The 18,283-nt window shown below is 59.7% G+C and carries 16 protein-coding genes; 6 read left to right on the top strand and 10 right to left on the bottom strand.

The features are described 5' to 3' along the window. Positions 1–9: 9 nt before the first annotated feature. From AB3Y40_RS10330 to AB3Y40_RS10365, 8 genes are all read right to left on the bottom strand, one after another. Complete coding sequence (locus AB3Y40_RS10330) at positions 10–1,794, bottom strand: peptidoglycan D,D-transpeptidase FtsI family protein (protein ID WP_369438706.1); 1,785 nt, start codon at positions 1,792–1,794, stop codon at positions 10–12. Then, complete coding sequence (gene ftsL, locus AB3Y40_RS10335) at positions 1,791–2,147, bottom strand: cell division protein FtsL (RefSeq protein WP_369438707.1); 357 nt, start codon at positions 2,145–2,147, stop codon at positions 1,791–1,793. The genes AB3Y40_RS10330 and ftsL overlap by 4 nt, the downstream gene beginning before the upstream one ends. Then, on the bottom strand, positions 2,144–3,124 hold the full coding sequence (rsmH, locus tag AB3Y40_RS10340; RefSeq protein WP_369438708.1) for a 16S rRNA (cytosine(1402)-N(4))-methyltransferase RsmH: 981 nt from the start codon (positions 3,122–3,124) through the stop codon (positions 2,144–2,146). The genes ftsL and rsmH overlap by 4 nt, the downstream gene beginning before the upstream one ends. A gap of 2 nt (positions 3,125–3,126) precedes the next feature. Further along, positions 3,127–3,618 (bottom strand): division/cell wall cluster transcriptional repressor MraZ, encoded by a 492-nt coding sequence (locus tag AB3Y40_RS10345; RefSeq protein WP_369438709.1) that lies wholly within the window; start codon positions 3,616–3,618, stop codon positions 3,127–3,129. 571 nt (positions 3,619–4,189) lie between these two features. Continuing rightward, a complete protein-coding gene (locus AB3Y40_RS10350) occupies positions 4,190–5,014 on the bottom strand; it encodes a hypothetical protein (protein WP_369438710.1) in 825 nt (274 codons plus the stop codon). After that, entirely contained in the window at positions 5,014–6,135 is a 1,122-nt protein-coding gene (locus AB3Y40_RS10355) for a hypothetical protein (protein ID WP_369438711.1), read from the bottom strand. Before AB3Y40_RS10355 ends, AB3Y40_RS10350 begins: the two co-directional genes overlap by 1 nt. An 86-nt stretch (positions 6,136–6,221) precedes the next feature. After that, positions 6,222–6,701 carry a GNAT family N-acetyltransferase gene (locus AB3Y40_RS10360; RefSeq protein ID WP_369438712.1) on the bottom strand — a complete coding sequence of 160 codons (480 nt, stop codon included), beginning with the start codon at positions 6,699–6,701 and terminating at the stop codon, positions 6,222–6,224. After that, complete coding sequence (locus tag AB3Y40_RS10365; protein ID WP_459553978.1) at positions 6,698–7,768, bottom strand: Mrp/NBP35 family ATP-binding protein; 1,071 nt, start codon at positions 7,766–7,768, stop codon at positions 6,698–6,700. The genes AB3Y40_RS10360 and AB3Y40_RS10365 overlap by 4 nt, the downstream gene beginning before the upstream one ends. Before the next feature lie 241 nt (positions 7,769–8,009). Between AB3Y40_RS10365 and AB3Y40_RS10370 the strand changes: the two genes are divergently transcribed. Beyond that, a complete protein-coding gene (locus AB3Y40_RS10370) occupies positions 8,010–8,222 on the top strand; it encodes a DUF1127 domain-containing protein (protein ID WP_369438713.1) in 213 nt (70 codons plus the stop codon). Positions 8,223–8,708: 486 nt separating this feature from the next. Here the strand turns inward: AB3Y40_RS10370 and AB3Y40_RS10375 are convergent, their stop codons facing one another. Continuing rightward, positions 8,709–9,161: an Lrp/AsnC family transcriptional regulator gene (locus AB3Y40_RS10375; protein ID WP_369438714.1), complete on the bottom strand. Its 453-nt coding sequence runs from the start codon at positions 9,159–9,161 to the stop codon at positions 8,709–8,711. A 72-nt stretch (positions 9,162–9,233) separates the two neighbouring features. Here AB3Y40_RS10375 and AB3Y40_RS10380 point away from each other — a divergent pair, with 72 nt between their 5' ends. After that, positions 9,234–9,830: a LysE family translocator gene (locus AB3Y40_RS10380; protein ID WP_369438715.1), complete on the top strand. Its 597-nt coding sequence runs from the start codon at positions 9,234–9,236 to the stop codon at positions 9,828–9,830. Between the two features lie 38 nt (positions 9,831–9,868). Here AB3Y40_RS10380 and AB3Y40_RS10385 read toward each other — a convergent pair whose 3' ends face one another. Further along, entirely contained in the window at positions 9,869–12,478 is a 2,610-nt protein-coding gene (locus AB3Y40_RS10385) for an ATP-dependent helicase (RefSeq protein ID WP_369439638.1), read from the bottom strand. A gap of 162 nt (positions 12,479–12,640) precedes the next feature. Between AB3Y40_RS10385 and AB3Y40_RS10390 the strand changes: the two genes are divergently transcribed. From AB3Y40_RS10390 to AB3Y40_RS10405, 4 genes are all read left to right on the top strand, one after another. Further along, on the top strand, positions 12,641–13,786 hold the full coding sequence (locus tag AB3Y40_RS10390; RefSeq protein ID WP_369438716.1) for an alpha-hydroxy acid oxidase: 1,146 nt from the start codon (positions 12,641–12,643) through the stop codon (positions 13,784–13,786). Between the two features lie 125 nt (positions 13,787–13,911). Continuing rightward, positions 13,912–17,355 carry a pyruvate carboxylase gene (locus tag AB3Y40_RS10395; protein WP_369438717.1) on the top strand — a complete coding sequence of 1,148 codons (3,444 nt, stop codon included), beginning with the start codon at positions 13,912–13,914 and terminating at the stop codon, positions 17,353–17,355. Beyond that, on the top strand, positions 17,355–17,873 hold the full coding sequence (locus AB3Y40_RS10400) for a DUF2314 domain-containing protein (protein ID WP_369438718.1): 519 nt from the start codon (positions 17,355–17,357) through the stop codon (positions 17,871–17,873). The genes AB3Y40_RS10395 and AB3Y40_RS10400 overlap by 1 nt, the downstream gene beginning before the upstream one ends. Continuing rightward, complete coding sequence (locus tag AB3Y40_RS10405; protein WP_369439639.1) at positions 17,864–18,253, top strand: VOC family protein; 390 nt, start codon at positions 17,864–17,866, stop codon at positions 18,251–18,253. Before AB3Y40_RS10400 ends, AB3Y40_RS10405 begins: the two co-directional genes overlap by 10 nt. Positions 18,254–18,283 lie beyond the last annotated feature (30 nt).

Consider the following 18,283-nt stretch of genomic DNA (forward strand, 5'->3'; position numbering starts at 1 on the left):
GACCACCCCTCAGTTTGAGGTGAGTGTTACACCGACCGGTTCCAGACTTTCAATCTGCGGACGTACACCCAACAGTGGGGCCACCCGGCGGATCATCTCTGCGGCCACCGGCACAGCCGTCCAACCGGCGGTGCGGCGCGGCTTGTCACCGCTGGTCTCGCTGGGTTCATCCAGCGTGACGATCAACACATATTGCGGATCATTGGCCGGAAAGACGCTGGCAAACGTCGCAATCACCTTGTCATCATAGTAACCGCCACCGTTTTCCTTGGGCTTATCCGCTGTCCCGGTCTTGCCGCCGACCTCGTAGCCCGGCACCTCCCCGAAAGAGGCCGTGCCACGCACCACCACCTGCCGCAACATCTCGCGCGCGATCCGGCTGACCTGCGGGCTGACCACCTGCGGCCCCGCTTGCGCGCGATCCTGCTTGAGCAACGTCGGTTCCACCCGTGTTCCGCCATTCAGCAAACTGGCATAGCCCGCCGCCAGATGCAGCGGTGACGACGACAACCCATGCCCGTAAGAGATTGTCATCGTTGAGATTTCAGACCACTGACGGGGGAACAGCGGCGCACCGCTGGGCGCCTCCTGCATTTCCACCGGGGTCGCTTCCAGGAACCCAAGCTCGCCCAGGAATTCCTTTTGCCGCGCGCCGCCAACCATCATCGCAATCCGCGCCGTGCCAATGTTGGACGACTTCACAATCACATCCGTGGCCGACAATTCCGGGCCATAGTCGTGGAAATCCCGAATCCGGAACCGGCCCCAGGTCAGCGGGCCCTTGGTGTCGATCATCGTGTTGGCATTCACCAGACCCAAATCAATCGCCTGTGCTACGGCAAAGATCTTGAAGGTCGAGCCAAGCTCATAGACCCCCTGCACCGCGCGGTTAAAGAGCGGGCTGTCGCTCTGATCGCCCTGCGTCAGCACCTGCGGCCGGTTGTTCGGGTCAAAATCCGGCAGGCTGACCATCGAAATGACCTCGCCGGTGTGAATATCCATCAAGACGCTGGCTGCACCCTTGGCGTTCATGATCCGCATCCCGCCGTCCAGCACCTCTTCGGCCGCCGCTTGCACGGTCAGGTCCAGTGACAACTCCAGCGGGGCACCTTCATTGGCCGGATCGCGCAGATAGTCGTCAAACCGACGTTCGACACCCGCGACACCAATCACCTCAGCACTCGACACGCCCTCGCGCCCATAAGACGCACCGCCCATGACATGCGCGGCAATCGGCCCGTTGGGATAAAGCCGCATCTCGCGCGGACCAAAAAGCAAACCGGGGCTGCCGATGTCATGCACCAACTGCATCTGCTCTGGGCTTATCTGCTTGCGAATCCACAAGAATTTCCGGCTGCCGGTGAAATCCTTATAGAGTTCTTCGACATCCATTTCAGGGAAAATCGCGGCCAACCCTTCGGCGGCGGCGCGCGGGTCCACCATCTGCGGCGGCTGCGCATAAAGGCTATGGGTCTGCAAATTCGTCGCCAGAATCCGCCCGTTGCGGTCCACGATATCGGACCTTTGCCCAATGATCGGATTGCCCACCGTGCGCGCGCGCGGTTCTTCCGGCACTGATGACGCCAGCGCCCCCATCTGCGCCCCAATTGTCAGGAACGCGCTAAAGAACACGCCCCCCAGCACCAGCAACCGCCCCTCAGCCCGAAACCGGGCCTTGTCGCGCATCTCTTCATGGCGGCGCGCAAGGTTTTCCGCCTCGATGGCGTCGGGGTTTTCGCCCACTTCGCGGGCTTTCAGGATACGGGCCAGCGGGCGCAGCGGCGTGCGGATCATAGCGGGTCATCCTCTGTAATCGTGACGGAACGCACATCAATCGGGTCGGTGATCGGCAGAATATCGGGCAGCGGATAGATGATCTGGCTGACGTTCCCAAAGGCATCGGGCATCAGCGGCAGCAGCCCCAACCGATCAAAGTTCAGCTCTGCCAGATCGGCCAGCCGGTCGGGCCGGTTCAGATAGGCCCATTCCGCCCGCAACATCCCCAGCCGCTCGTGTGCCGCGCCAATCTCGCCATGTAGCCCGCGCACATGCTTGATCGCCTGCTGGGTCTTATAGTTTTCCTGATAGGCCCAGAACCCCAGCCCCATCACCGCAAACGCGGCCAAAACATAAAACAACGCCTTCATTTCCCGCCCCTCATCATCGGCATGCCCAATTGTTTCGGGTCTATCGCCTCGGCGGGCGCATCCGTGCGCACCGCCACCCGCAGCTTGGCTGACCTGCTGCGTGGATTCATCGCAAGTTCTTCTGCGTCCGGCCCAATCGCCTTGCGGCTTTTGACCGTAAAGGCCGCCGCCTCTTTTTCGGTCTCGGGCGCATAGCGGTTGGCGTTGGCGGTCTTGCCCGCGCGCGCCTGAATGAACCGCTTGACCATCCGGTCCTCGACCGAATGAAACGTCACCACCGCCAATTGCCCGCCGGGCTTCAGCGCGCGTTCCGCTGCCATCAGCCCCTGCCACAACTCGCCATATTCGTCATTCACCGCGATCCGCAACGCTTGAAAAGTGCGCGTGGCGGGGTGGCTCTGGTTCGGCTTGGGACGCGGCAAACACCCCTCGACAATCTTGGCCAATTCCCCCGTGGTGGTCACCGGCCGCGCCTTCACAATTGCCTTGGCGATCCGGCGGCTCGCGCGTTCCTCGCCATAAAGGTAAATGATATCAGCCAGTTCCGCCTCGCTCGCCTCATTGCAGAGGTCCGCCGCTGATGGCCCTTCCTGGCTCATCCGCATATCCAGCGGCCCATCGCGCATGAACGAAAAGCCGCGCTCTGCCAGATCCAACTGCATCGACGACACGCCCAGATCCAGCACCACACCGTCCAGATCAGACCCATACTCATCCAGCTTGGAAAACGTGCCTGCGACGGGTTCAATCCGGTCGCCGTAGTCCCCGATCCAATCCTCGGCCATCTCGAACGCCAGCGGATCACGGTCCACCGCGATCACCTTGTCGGCCCCTGCTTGCAGAAACTCCCGCGTATAGCCGCCCGCCCCGAATGTCCCATCCAGCCAGACCCCCTGAACAGGGGAAACCGCGCCTAAGATTGCGCGGATCAGAACCGGGATATGTGGGGCTTTGTCTGCGGCAGCTGACGTGGACATCGCTACGGCACCATTGATAGCGGGTTAAAGTTCTTGGGCTTATCGCTCAGGAAGTCCTGGACCGGTGCGCTCACCTCGGCGTCGTAATCCTCGGCCTTCCAAATCTCAAAATGGCTCAACCTGCCACGGAACGATAGCGCGCCTTCCGTCAGACCCAGCTTCTCGCGGCGCTTCAACGGCAGCACCGCGCGCCCGTCCTTGTCCACTGTCAGCGGCTCGGACTGGGTAATCATCAGATGCGTGATGTGGTCCTTGTTGGGGTCGCTATCGGGCATCGCCTCGATCCGGTCCATGACCTTGTCGTATTCGGCCACCGAATAGACCTGCAACCGCCCATCCAGGTGGTCACCATAAACAATCTGGCACTTCATCGGCAGGCCAGCCGCCCAGTCAGGATCGCCACCTTCAAGCACACGACGAAAATCAGCAGGCACGCTCATGCGCCCCTTGCTGTCCACCTTTTGGGTGTGTTCGCCTGTAAACTTCAGTGCCACTTACGTCCCGTCTTTCGTTTCGTCCTTCGAATGTGAAAACGGCGGATTGAGCTGCTGCCACTGCTCAATCCGCCGCCCTCTGCCCCGTGGGGGCTAGTCCAGCTGCGCGCGCCACCTGGGGGGATGTCTGCTCGCTCGCGCGCCGGATCTCTTTGTTCAGTAATTCGGGGGCCTGTATGAAACCTGACTTTTGCCGGTTGGGATCTTGTCGTCCCTTTGATCGTTTGCCCGTCGTTACCGTGCACTCTTTGTGCCGGAACCACATGGTTCTGTCCACACTTTTCTGGGATTTTTGTGAACTAACGTGAATCTGTGCGATCGCCAGACACCACCAAATCTAGATCTCCGCGACGCGTGACACTACATGTTGTGCCAGCAAGAAGTTGCCGATCAACATGCGCTCACGCTCTCGCGATTCACACACCGACACAAAAATCCCAACTTTTTTCGAAATCCCCCGCCCCAACGGCAATAACGGGGCCATAAGACCCCGCGCACGCCGGTAAAACCATGCGATTCACACGATTTGATTCGGCCCGAACCAATCGATTCCGTGAATTCCCAACTGGGACTAGCTGTCAGACCCCGGCACGATCGCAGAGACTTTGACCCGCACAAAGACCCGCTCTGCCTCTGGGGTTGCGTCGTTCCGGCGGAAATTCACGTCCACCTCTTCGACCACGCAATTGCCGTAAGTCTCACGCAGGGCCGCGCATTGCGTGACGACCTGCGCATAGCTCAGGCGGCGCACCGCGTCCTGATCGGCGCGGTCGCCGCGCGGACGCTCGCCATCATAAACGTCAAACCATTCTGCCACCGTGCGCAGGTTTTCGACCAGCGGTACATCGCCCGGCGCGGCCTCTGCGACAAATGCGATCTTGGCATCGACTTGATAGATGTTGTCCTCTTCCGCCGACACCCGCGCGCTCAGCACTTGGCAAGCCACTGCCAGTTCTTCCAACAACAGCGGGCACTCGCGTTCGCGCAAATAGCGCGGCACTTGCGCCAGCGCAAAAGTATCTCGGTCCACCTCTGGCGGCGACATCATTCCCGCAGGTATCAAATCGGCCAGATGGACAAACTGGTCAATCTCGACCACATGCTCCCGGTTCAGCGTCGCCACGTCCAACACACCCTCGGCCTCTGCGTCTTCAACAGCCGTGATCGCCTTGCCGGTCACCGTCACGATCAGGTTTTCCAGAAAGCTCAGCCCCTCACCCTCTGGCCGGTCCGCCAGAATAGCCTCTTCCAACTGGTCGCGCCGTTCAACCGCTGGCCCCTCTTGCGCTTGGGCCACCTCGCCCTGCCCCGTACCAAAGGTGACGACGGCAAAAAACGCGAGCGCGCTCAGGAACAGACCACCAACCAGAAACTGCAGAATACGAAAAAACAACATCACTGATCCCCCTGCAAGGTCACGCCGTCACGCAGCATCGGTTGCGTATATTGCAGATCACTGACCGGCCCGTTGATTGCAGAGACCAGAATCTCTTCTATCGCAGCGTCCCGCTTTGCCTGTCGCTCGCTGCGCGAACCTTCCAGCACCAACGCGGTTTCGGTCAGATGCAGCACACCCATCGGCGTGTAATCAATCAAGGCGTCCGCGGCCGGCATCGGCCCCGCCAACACATAAGACTGTTTGCCGAACCCGGCTGTTGCCTGCTCTGGCCCCACGCCAAAGACGCCATAGAACCAATCGGCATAGGCCCCGGCCCGCGCATAATGCTGATCCAGAAGGTCCTGATCGCCAATCCCGTTGCGGGTGTTTTCCACAAAATCCCACTGCGGACGCGGCATCCGCGTGACATCTACACCGCAACCGGTTCCGATCAGATCAATCGGCACGCCGTCCGGCACATTGGCCACGCCCACCGTCTGCTGCGCGATCACCGTCACTTGCGCCAGCTCCACACCCGGCGCCAGTTGCAGATTCCACGCCAGCCCGTTGCCGTCGCTTTGCAGGATCAGATAGACCGGCGCGCGGGTATCGGTGACATAGACATCGACAATATCCATCGTCTGCAGCCGCCCGCTCGGCAACGGGCGCGGCTTGCTCAGGTTTCTGACCTGATCTTCCAGCCAGTTCTCCGCCTGATAGGCCAGCTGATCGTGTGTGATTGCGTGAATGCCGCTCTCGAAATAGCTGACCGCACCATAAACACTGGCAACAACCTCGCCGGGTGCGGGCGCGCGCGCGGTGCAATCATCCGCGACCAACGGCACAATGCCGCTTGGTTCCTGCCGCGTCTCACCGGGATGCGCGACCGCCACTTGCCGGATCAATGCATAGCCGTCAGTGGTGGCAATCCCCTTGGGGTGCAGCTTGCCCATCGACAAATCCCAATGCAGCAGATTGTCGTCAGCGCGGTCATTGATGCTGCCGCCAATCGACAGACCACCGCCGCCAAAGGCACCATTCGGACCAACCAGCCCCAGCTCTTTCAGCCCTGCCCCGGTGCCAAGCATGACCACCGCGCAAAGCGAAACGGCGCCCAAAATGATCTCTTTCAATTCCATGCGGCCTGCTCCTGCCCCTTTTACTTGGGACAAGCCTGCACAGGAATTTCGGCCTCAATTGGGCGGCGCAGGGGTGATTTTCGACACTACTTGAACTGTTTATACATCACGTAGGCATCCACCATACCCAGCTTGGGATGATCGAACGCCGCCGGGATCGTGCCGACCGTCTCAAACCCCAGCCGACGCCACAACCGCACAGCGCCTGCATTGCTGGCCAAGACAAAGTTGAACTGCATGGCGCGATAACCCAGCGCGCGGGCCTGTTCCTGACTGGCCTCGCACATCTGCCCGGCCAGCCCACGCCCCCGCGCGGCGTCCCCGACGACATATCCGCAATTGCAGACATGCGCGCCGCCGCCGGGCTGGTTGGTGCGGATGTAATAGGTGCCAACAATGGCCCCATCCACCTCGGTCACATAACAAGCAGCACCCCCCGTCCAATAGGCCAGCGCATCATCCCGGCTGATCGCTGGATCCACGGCATAGGTCTCGCCTGCGCGAAACACCGGCTCCAGTAGCGCCCAGATCGCATCGTGATCGCTGGGCGCAGCGGCGCGGATCATGCCATGCCGCCCGCGATGAAACGCCTTGCCAGCGCGGCATAGGCCTCTGCCATCGGCCCATCGCCTGCGGCCACAGGCGTGCCCGCATCCCCGGCCAGCCGGGTGTCCAGATCAATCGGCAAGCTGCCCAGGAACGGCGCGCCAATGCGCGCGGCTTCCGCCTCAACCCCGCCCGCACCAAAGATGTCGTGGGTCGCACCACAATCCGGGCAGACAAACTGCGACATGTTCTCGATCAGCCCCAGCACCGGTGTGTGCAGCGTCTTGAACATGTCCAGCGCCTTGCGCGCATCCAGCAGGGCCACATCCTGCGGCGTGCTGACCACCAGCGCGCCGGTCAGCTGCGTCTTTTGGCACAGCGTCAACTGCACATCCCCCGTGCCGGGCGGCAGATCGACCAGCAACACGTCCAGTTCGCCCCATTCCACCTGCCCCAGCATCTGTTGCAGCGCCCCCATCAGCATCGGCCCGCGCCAGACCACGGCCTTGTCGGGGTCCACCATCAGCCCAATCGACATCATCGTGACCCCATGCGCCTGCAACGGGATGATCGTCTTGCCATCGGGGCTGCCGGGGCGCTTGTTGACACCCATCATGCGCGGCTGGCTGGGACCGTAAATATCGGCATCCAACAGCCCCACGCGCCGCCCTTCCCTGGCCAAGGCGACGGCAAGATTGCTGGACACGGTGGATTTACCCACCCCGCCCTTGCCGGACCCGATGGCAATAATCCGGTCCACGCCCGCAGGCTTGCTCGGCCCCGCCTGTGGTTCCGGATGCCGGCCGACCTTCAGGCTTGGCGGCGCCTGTTGCGGCTTGGGCGCCGGACCATGTGCCGTCAGAATGACGCTCACCTGTGCTGCGCCCAACCCGATAACCGCCTGTTCGGCGGCCTGCCGGACGGGCTCCATCCGGGCGGCCATGGCCGCATCCGGCGCTTCGATGACAAACCGCACGGCGTCACCCTCGACCGTCAGCGCGCGGATCATATCGCGGCTCACCAAATCGCCGCCATCGGGCAGGCCAACGCGGGCCAAAGCCGCCAGAATGTCGTTTTTCTCTGCCATGATCGCCTCTTTGCTGAACGCCCAAACGCAAGGCAACATCGTTGAGACACATGCAAACCGCAAGGCCTCGCGGCGATTCTGCCTATTGTGTCAGCATTTTGAAGATTTACCCTTGGTCATCATGCACTTGGTGCATAGCCGCATTGCAGCATCATGCATTGTGCAATCGCAGCATATCCCTAAATCTGGTCCACGAGGCGCAATACGGCGCAACGCAGTGAAGAATGAAAAGAGACGCATGATGGCATATACAAACACAAACACCGCTGGCCTGTCGCTGGCCGAAAAATTCGCAGACTTCCGGGCGCAGTGGGCAGAAGCCTCCGCCAAGCGGAAAGTCTTCCGCACAACCGTGGCCGAACTTGAAACCCTGTCCAGCCGCGAGCTGGCCGACCTCGGCATCAGCCGCGCGTCGATCAAGGCCGTCGCTTACGAAGCTGCCTACGGCAAGTAAGCCGACCGCATCGGGCCTGCTGCACCTCCTCCCGCGGCAGTCCTGACCAGTGCCTGACCGGTCAACCTCCTCCCTGATCCGGCCAGGCCAGACACAAGGTGGCGGCTCCACCTCCTCCCGGAGCCGCCATTCTTGTCAAAACAGAATACGGGCCCGCCACCTCCTCCCGGCGCAAGCCCGTTGGTCGAAGCCACCAACCTCCTCCCTGGCTGGTTTCGATGACACCGGCGCAAACTCCCACCTCCTCCCGGGGGAATGCGCCACCAATAAGAACGGCGATGTGCACCTCCTCCCGCGCATCGCCGTTTCTTTTTGGGGAGTGCGAAAATCCGACCCTGTTCTGATACCGCCCCGAGGCACAACCACTGATCTGACGCCCCAGCCTTAACGCATGTTCACATTTGGATATGCATGCAATGTGCATGCTTTGTGCACCGGATGCGCGGATTAACCCATTGTGCCAGAACAGGGTTAACGGAACTGGCGTTAACTCCGCAGGTCCTTTGGGCTGCCCATGACCATATAGCTGGTGATCGACCTCACATGCGGAACGGTCCCCAAGGTATTGGTATGAAAGGCTTTGTAAGATGGCAGGTCTTCGACCTCGACGCGCAGCATATATTCGAACGCGCCCGCCACATTGTGGCATTCTGTGACCTCAGGTGCGGCTTTCATCGCGCGCTCAAAGGTGAATTGCGCAGACTTGGTATGCTCTGCCAGACCCACCGCAACATAGACGACATAGGCCTGCCCGGTGTGCATCGGGTCCAAACGTGCGAGGTAACCCTTAATGATCCCCGCCCGCTCCATCTCGGTGACGCGCCGTGAACAGGCCGAGGGCGACAGCCCGACTTTTTCAGCCAGCACCAAGTTGCTGATCCGCCCATCGCGGGTCAATTCACGCAATATTTGCGCGCCAATTTCGTCAATTTTCAACATAGGTTGCACAACTAGCACGAATTTCACACAGAATGCAATTTCATCGCGCCTATTGCGATGTAGGATTGCGCAATGACCTATGACCTCTTGATTGCCCTGATCGGCTTTGCCTTTGTCAGCTCTGCCACCCCCGGTCCAAACAACCTGATGTTGATGGCCTCTGGTGCCAATTTCGGGTTCCGGCGCACGATCCCGCATATGTTGGGGATCTCCTTGGGCCACGCTTTTATGGTCACCCTCGTCGGATTGGGTCTGGGGCAGATTTTTGAGCTCTACCCTGTCGCGCAGACGGTCATGCAACTGATCTCAACGCTCTATCTTCTTTATCTTGCTTGGAAAATTGCCACCGCTGCACCGCCCCGGACGGGCGAAGCGCGTGGCAAGCCCTTCACCTTTCTGCAAGCCGCCGCCTTTCAATGGGTCAACCCCAAGGCGTGGTACATGGCACTGACGGCCATCTCCAATTTCACCCCCGGCGACGGCAGTCTGGGGCCCGTGGTGTTGGTGGCGGGTGTCTTTGCGATGACCAATTTTCCGTCGATTACCCTCTGGGCCACGCTTGGGACGCAGCTCAAGCGACTCTTGTCACGCCCGGGTCGGTTGCGGCTTTTTAACGGGGCAATGGCGCTTCTTTTGGTGTTAACCCTTTACCCCGTCTGGTTTGGTTAACGGCCGCCTTTGGCGCGGTGTGTTAATCGGCAAGCGGGCTAAAACGGCACGTCGTCGGCGGCATCTGCATTCACCACAAACCGCGCCACGACCTTCTTGGACCCCGCCTTTTCAAAGTCGATATCCAGTTTATCCCCTTCGATTCCAACCACTTGACCATAGCCAAACTTTTGGTGGAACACCCGGTCGCCCGTGGTGAACGCGCTGACCGCGTCCAGATCAATCGTCATATTGCGTGCCTCACCGGGCATCGACATGCCGCGCTGCTGGCTTCGGTTCTGCAACCGCCGCCACCCCGGAGAATTGTAAACATCTGATTTTGCGGCCTTTTCATGCAGGTCCGATCCCATCGCGCCCTGCATCGCGGGGCTGGCACTTGCCGACATCCCCGCCGCACCAAAGCCCCCGCCATAAAGCCCCGGCGGCGTCAAAACCTCGACATTTTCGGGGGGCAATTCGTCTATGAAACGCGATGGCATCGCCGACTGCCATTGCCCGTAAACCCTTCTGTTTGCTGCGAAACTTATCGTGCAAATCTCTTCCGCGCGGGTGATGCCGACATAGGCCAGCCTGCGCTCTTCCTCTAGCCCCTTCAGCCCGCTCTCATCCATACTGCGCTGACTGGGGAACAGCCCATCTTCCCATCCGGGCAGGAAAATAACAGGGAATTCCAAACCCTTAGCTGCATGAAGCGTCATGATGCTGATCTTTTCTTCGGCATCCTCGGATTCGTTGTCCATGATCAACGCGACGTGTTCCAGGAACCCTTGCAGGTTGTCGAAATTCTCCAGCGCCTTGACCAGTTCCTTGAGGTTCTCCAGCCGCCCCGGTGCCTCTGGCGTCTTGTCGTTTTGCCACATTTTGATGTAGCCCGACTGATCGAGTATGAGCTCTGCAAAGGCAATATGATTGCCAAGAATTGCCTCAGCACCAAGTCGCATATGTTGGGCTAATTTTGTTTGCCTCTCAAACTCTTCAATCAAAGCATTTAGGCGCGCTAGGTGCTTCTCTCGGCCTGCTTCGTACTCCGGCAGTTCATCTCTAAGCGCGTCAATTCGCTGCTGAAGAAGCACGGCTTCTTCTTCCGCTATCTCAGCGTTTTCTATACATTCTTTCGCGCGATGCTCCTGCCCCCCGTACCTTTGCAACTGCTGCCAAAATTCAACGACATCGATGAAGACTCGTAGTTCTTTGGCGCCAGCTCCCTTTATCTCACCACTCTCAAGACAAGAGGCTGCACCATCCAAGTTGATCATGCCGTTTTCACGCGCGGTACGCAGTATCTTGGCGACGGATTTTTCCCCTAGTCCCCGCTTAGGCGTATTTACGATCCGCTCAAACGCCAGATCATTGTCGGGGCTGACGGCCAGCCGGAAATAGGCCATTGCATCGCGGATCTCCATCCGTTCGTAAAACCGCGGCCCGCCGATCACGCGATAGGGCAGCCCTATGGTTAAGAACCGATCTTCAAAGGCCCGCATCTGATGACTGGCCCGGACCAAAATCGCCATATCATCCAGCGACTTACCATCCAATCCTCGCGTACCGCGCTGCAAGGCTTCCGCCTCTTCCCCGATCCAGCGCGCCTCTTCCTCACCATCCCAATGCCCAATCAACCGCACCTTCTCGCCGCCCTCGGCTTCCGTGAACAGCGTCTTGCCCAAACGGCCCTTATTGGCGGCAATGACACCGGATGCAGCGGCAAGAATATGCGCTGTAGATCGGTAATTCTGCTCCAACCGGACAACAGTTGCGCCGGGAAAATCCTTTTCAAACCGCAGGATATTGCCCACTTCGGCCCCACGCCAACCATAGATTGACTGGTCATCATCGCCCACGCAACAGATATTCTTGTGCCCACCCGCCAGTAGCCGCAGCCAGAGATATTGGGCGACGTTTGTATCCTGATATTCGTCGACCAGTATGAAACGGAACCAGCGTTGGTACTGGTTCAGGATATCTTCATGGTTTTGGAATATGGTGACCATGTGCAGCAGCAGATCGCCAAAATCGCAGGCATTCAGTTCCAGCAGCCGTTGTTGATAAGCCGCATAAAGCGCCACTCCCTTGTGGTCGAACGCACCGCTGTCCGCGACCGGCACATTTTCAGGGGTTAACGCACGGTTCTTCCAGCCATCAATAATCCCCGCCAGCATCCGCGGCGGCCAGCGTTTTTCGTCGATTCCTGCGGCAATAATTAATTGTTTCATAAGCCGCAGCTGGTCGTCGCTGTCCAAAATGGTGAAGTTCGACTTCAACCCGACCATCTCGGCATGCCTACGGAGTTGCTTCACACAGATGGCATGGAAAGTGCCCATCCACTGCATCGGCGTCTTGATACCAAATGGCTCGACCTCGAGCCGATCACGCATTTGCTTGGCTGCTTTGTTGGTGAACGTCACACACAAAATCTCTCTCGGAGTCGCACTGCCAGTAAACACTAGGTGTGCCAATCGGGTCATGAGAGCCTTGGTCTTGCCCGTCCCCGCCCCGGCAAGCATCAGGACCGGCCCCTCTAGCGCCTCAACAGCCGCCCTTTGTGCAGGGTTCAACCCCTCCAGATAGGGCGCCGACCGCCCCACCATAGCCTGACGGCTCAGCGGAACGGCCGCAGCCTCAAAGGCATCATCTTCGCTAAAATGGCTCATGCGGCACAAGATAGCGGAAAACCCCGCACAGCAAAAGAGGTGTTCACATTCTGTTCCCACCTTTCTTTTGAATAAAAATATGCCCGCCGGAGGCTCCCTCGTTGTCCACCCCAACCGCCGCCCGCCTTTTCATTCTGCGACCGCTCCACTAGCGTCCGCGCGATGAACCTGCACAGCCGATATCCCGCTCTGAGCGATCTGAAATCTCGTGCCCGGCGGCGCATCCCGCACTTCGTTTGGGAATACCTTGATAGTGCCACAGGTGACGAATCCACATTGCAGCGCAATCATGACGCCTTGCAGGACGTGATGCTGCGCACCTCGATCCTGCATGGCGAAGGCACGCCTGATTTGTCCACAACGCTCTTCGGGCAGGACTTTCCCCTGCCCTTTGGCGTGGCGCCTGTGGGCATGTCCGGGTTGATTTGGCCAGGGGCCGAACACAGTCTTGCCCGATTGGCCGCCGCTGAGGGAATGCCCTATTGTCTGTCCACAATGGCCAGCCAGACGCCAGAGGATCTGGCCGGATCGCTGGGGCCGAACGCGTGGTTTCAGCTTTATCCCCCGCGCGATCGCACGATCCTTGCGGATATGCTCAAACGGGCAAAGGACGCAGGCTTTACCGGTCTGATCCTGACAGTCGACGTGCCCGTCGCGTCGCGCCGTGAACGTCAGATCAGAGGCGGGATGACCAATCCGCCGACGATCACACCCAAAATTCTGGCTCAGATGGCGCTTTGCCCAGCATGGACCAATGGCATCCGCAAAACCGGCATGCCCCGTCCGAAGCTGATGGAAAGCTACACGACGGAACGTCGCGTGCTGCCGTCCAACGAACACATCGGATACCTGATGCGCACCTCCCCTGACTGGGATTACCTGAAAGAGCTGCGCGATGCCTGGGACGGGCCGCTCATTGTCAAAGGGGTGATGAACCCCGGCGATGCCGCACGGCTCTCGGATGAAGGGGTCGATGCGATCTGGGTCAGCAACCATGCCGGACGCCAGTTTGCGGGGAGTGTGGCGACAATTGCCGCGCTTCCGGGGATTCGTGCCGCAACACAATTGCCGGTGATCTTTGACAGCGGCATTTCTGGCGGGTTGGATATCTTGCGCGCCATCGCGCTCGGCGCGGATTTCGTGATGCTGGGACGGGCCTTTCACTATGGCTTGGGCGCGCTGGGGGATGTAGGTGCGCGTCATGTAGTGGACCTGCTGCGGCAGGACATGATCAGCAACATGGGACAAATCGGCGCCCGTCGACTTGGCGACCTGCCCGCAACAATCGCAACGCCAACACAAATTTGACGTAACTTTATTACGCGGCATGATCGTCAACGGCCAAGTTTGGGCGCAAACAGCGTAGAAACCCGTATTTACCTCTCTGCATCGGCACCTTAACAATGCTGCAACTGCGAAGAAGGAGCCTTCCCTTGTCCGAATTCACCAAGATCCTCGTTGCCAATCGCGGCGAAATCGCCATCCGCATCATGCGCGCTGCCAACGAGATGGGAAAGAAGACCGTCGCGGTTTTCGCTGAAGAGGACAAGCTGGGCTTGCACCGTTTCAAAGCTGACGAGGCTTACCGCATCGGTGAAGACCTTGGTCCCGTTGCCGCCTACCTCAGCATTGAAGAGATCATTCGCGTCGCAAAAATGTCCGGGGCAGATGCGATCCACCCCGGCTACGGTTTGTTGTCCGAGAACCCCGAGTTTGTTGACGCCTGTGCCGCCAACGGCATCACCTTCATCGGCCCCAAGGCCGAAACCATGCGCAAGCTGGGTGACAAAGCCAGCGCGCGCCACGTCGCGATTGAGGCGGGCGTGCCTGTGATCCCCGCGACTGAGGTGCTGGGCGACGATATGGCCGCGATCAAGAAAGAGGCCAAAGAGGTCGGCTATCCCTTGATGCTCAAGGCGTCATGGGGCGGCGGTGGTCGCGGCATGCGCCCGATCATGTCCGAGGACGAGTTGGAAGAGAAAGTGCTGGAAGGCCGGCGCGAAGCAGAAGCGGCCTTTGGCAATGGCGAGGGCTATCTGGAAAAGATGATCCTGCGTGCCCGCCACGTCGAGGTGCAGATCCTTGGCGACAGTCAGGGCCAGATTTATCACCTGTGGGAACGCGATTGTTCGGTCCAGCGTCGCAACCAAAAGGTCGTTGAACGCGCCCCGGCCCCCTATTTGTCTGGCACCCAGCGCGAACAGCTTTGCAATCTGGGCAAGAAAATCTGCCAGCATGTGAATTACGAATGTGCGGGCACGGTCGAATTCCTGATGGATATGGACAGTGGAGAGTTCTACTTCATCGAAGTGAACCCCCGTGTGCAGGTGGAACACACCGTCACCGAAGAGGTCACGGGCATCGACATCGTCCGCGCCCAAATCCTGATCGCCGAAGGCAAAAGTATCGTCGAAGCCACCGGCTGCGCAAGCCAGTACGACGTCAAACTGGACGGTCACGCGCTGCAATGCCGGGTCACGACAGAAGACCCCCAAAACAACTTTATCCCCGACTATGGCCGCATTGGCACCTACCGGTCCGCCACCGGCCCCGGCATCCGTCTGGACGGCGGCACCGCCTATTCCGGTGCTGTGATCACGCGCTACTATGACAGTCTGCTGACCAAGGTCACCGCGAAAGCCCCGACACCAGAGATGGCGATTGCACGGATGGACCGCGCCCTGCGCGAGTTTCGTATTCGCGGGGTCAGCACCAACATTGCCTTTGTGGAAAACCTGCTGAAGCATCCGACGTTCCTGAACAATGAATACCACACCAAGTTCATTGACGAGACGCCGGACCTGTTCAACTTTTCCAAGCGCCGCGACCGCGCCACCAAGATCCTTACCTATATCGCGGATATCACCGTAAACGGGCATCCTGAGACCGCTGGCCGTCCGCGCCCCGCCGCCGACGTCAAGCCCCCCAAAGCGCCGGTCAAACCCAGCACCGATGTGGTCCCCGGCACACGCAACATTCTGGATGACTTCGGACCAGAGGCGGTGGCGCAATGGATGAAGGATCAGCCGCAACTGCTGATCACTGACACCACTATGCGGGATGGGCACCAGTCTTTGCTGGCAACGCGGATGCGCTCTATCGACATGATCCGCGTGGCACCGACCTATGCCGCCAAGATGAACCAATTGTTCAGCGTGGAATGCTGGGGCGGTGCGACTTTTGATGTGGCTTACCGGTTCCTGCAGGAATGCCCCTGGCAGCGCCTGCGCGACATCCGCGCAAACATGCCCAACATCATGACCCAAATGCTGCTGCGCGCCAGCAATGGTGTCGGCTACACCAACTACCCCGACAATGTGGTGCAGGCCTTTGTAGCACAGGCCGCAGCCAGCGGCGTGGATGTGTTCCGGGTCTTCGACAGCCTCAATTGGGTGGACAACATGCGCGTCGCAATGGACGCGGTGATCGAAGCGAACAAGGTCTGCGAAGGCACGGTTTGCTACACCGGCGATTTGCTGGACCCCGACCGCAGCAAGTATGACCTGAAATATTACGTCGGAATGGCCAAAGAGCTTGAGGCCGCAGGCGCACATGTGCTGGGCCTCAAGGATATGGCGGGCCTCTTGAAACCGGCCGCGGCCACCGCCCTTATCACGGCGCTCAAGGAAGAGGTTGGCCTGCCCGTCCACTTCCACACGCATGACACGTCTGGTGCCGCCATTGCGACGGTCATGGCGGCCACCGCTGCAGGTGTCGATTGTGTCGATGGCGCGATGGACGCGCTGTCAGGCAACACCAGTCAGCCGACGCTGGGCTCGATTGTTGAGGCGCTCAAAGGCAGCGAGCGGGATACCGGGCTGGATGTCAGCGCGATCCGCGAGATTTCCAACTATTGGGAAAGTGTGCGCGCCCACTACCTCGCCTTCGAATCCGGCCTGCAAGCGCCCGCGTCAGAGGTTTACCTGCACGAGATGCCCGGCGGTCAGTTCACCAACCTCAAGGCGCAGGCCCGGTCACTTGGGCTGGAAGAACGCTGGCACGAGGTCGCACAGACCTATGCAGATGTGAACCAGATGTTCGGCGATATCGTGAAGGTCACACCGTCCTCGAAGGTGGTCGGTGACATGGCGCTGATGATGGTCAGCCAGAACCTCACCCGCGACGATGTGGAAGACCCCAAGACCGACGTGGTGTTCCCTGACAGTGTTGTCGACATGATGAAGGGCAGCCTGGGCCAACCCCCCGGCGGCTGGCCCAAGGCGATCCAGAAAAAGGTGCTCAAGGGTGAAAAACCGTCGACAGATCGCCCCGGCAAGCACCTTGAACCCGTCGATCTAGAGGCGACCCGCGCGGACCTCTCTCAGCAACTGGATGGCAAACCGGTCGATGACGAGGATCTGAACGGCTATCTGATGTACCCCAAGGTCTTCCTTGACTACATGGGTCGTCACCGGACCTACGGCCCCGTGCGGACCCTGCCGACTAAGACGTTCTTTTACGGCATGGAACCGGGCGAAGAGATTACAGCAGAGATTGACCCCGGCAAAACGCTCGAAATCCGCATGCAGGCGACATCTGACATGAACGAGGATGGCGAGGTCAAAGTCTTCTTTGAACTCAACGGCCAGCCCCGCACCATTCGCGTGATGAACCGCCTGGCCGCCGCCGACAAGATCAGCCGCCCCAAGGCGGAAGACGGCAACGCGAACCATATCGGCGCGCCGATGCCCGGTGTTGTCGCAACCGTGGCAGCGACAGCGGGCAAAGAGGTCAAGGCAGGCGATCTGCTGCTGACCATCGAGGCAATGAAGATGGAAACCGGCATCCACGCCGAACGCGACGCGGTGGTCAAGGCGGTGCATGTCACCGCTGGAGGTCAAATCGACGCCAAGGATTTGCTGGTCGAGTTGGAGTGATGTTGCGACACACCATCGTGGCAGTCACTCTTACCTGCGCTGGCCAAGCGCATGGGCAGGCAAGCGGTGATCCAGTCACGCCATTTGGGTCTGACGATCCGACGATGAATGCTGCCATTGCAGCGGCGCAAAAGTCGCTGCCCCTATTCCTGTGCCAAGCCGTTGATGACGAAGGATATGGCCCCGGTGGCGGTTTGCTGAAAGTGAAGATCCCAGTGGATCACCCCGAGATGACGCATGAAATCATCTGGGTGAACCCTTTTGCAGCGTGGGACGGGGCAGAGTTTGCCGGACTTTTGGCAAATCAACCGCATGCTCTTCCCGGTCTGAACCTTGGGGATCAGATCGGTTTTGACTATGACATGATCGTGGACTGGGCGTGGTATCACCCAAGCGGGGCGCAATACGGCAATTACACAACGCGTGTGATACTTGAACAGCAGGGCGATGCCGCAAGTCTGGATCAGCTGAACGATCTGGCAAAGCCGCCGTTCGAGGCCGACTGGACCTGCAGTTGAAACTGCATCTCGTCGCGATCCTCGTCCCGGATTATGACGCCGGCATCGCGTTCTTTACCGGCCCGATGGGGTTTGAGCTGCTCGAAGATACCGATATGGGGGACGGCAAGCGTTGGGTCCGCGTCGCACCGCCGGGCGCGCAAACTGCGTTTCTGCTGGCCCGCGCCGTGGGCGACCAAGCGGCCTTTGTCGGTCGCCAGGGCGGCGGACGGGTCTGGCTGTTTCTGCAAACCGATGATTTTGCCGCCGATCACGCCCGAATGCTGACACAAGGTGTCACATTCGAAGAAGCGCCACGCCGTGAACCCTATGGCACTGTTGCGGTTTTTCAGGACCCTTTTGGCAACCGCTGGGATCTGATCGAATTTTCCGAATCCTGATTGCCTTGCGATGGGATTTGCGCCTTTGAT

Origin of the sequence: Yoonia sp. R2331, assembly GCF_041103235.1 — a bacterium.
In the GTDB taxonomy this organism is placed as follows: domain Bacteria; phylum Pseudomonadota; class Alphaproteobacteria; order Rhodobacterales; family Rhodobacteraceae; genus CANMYO01.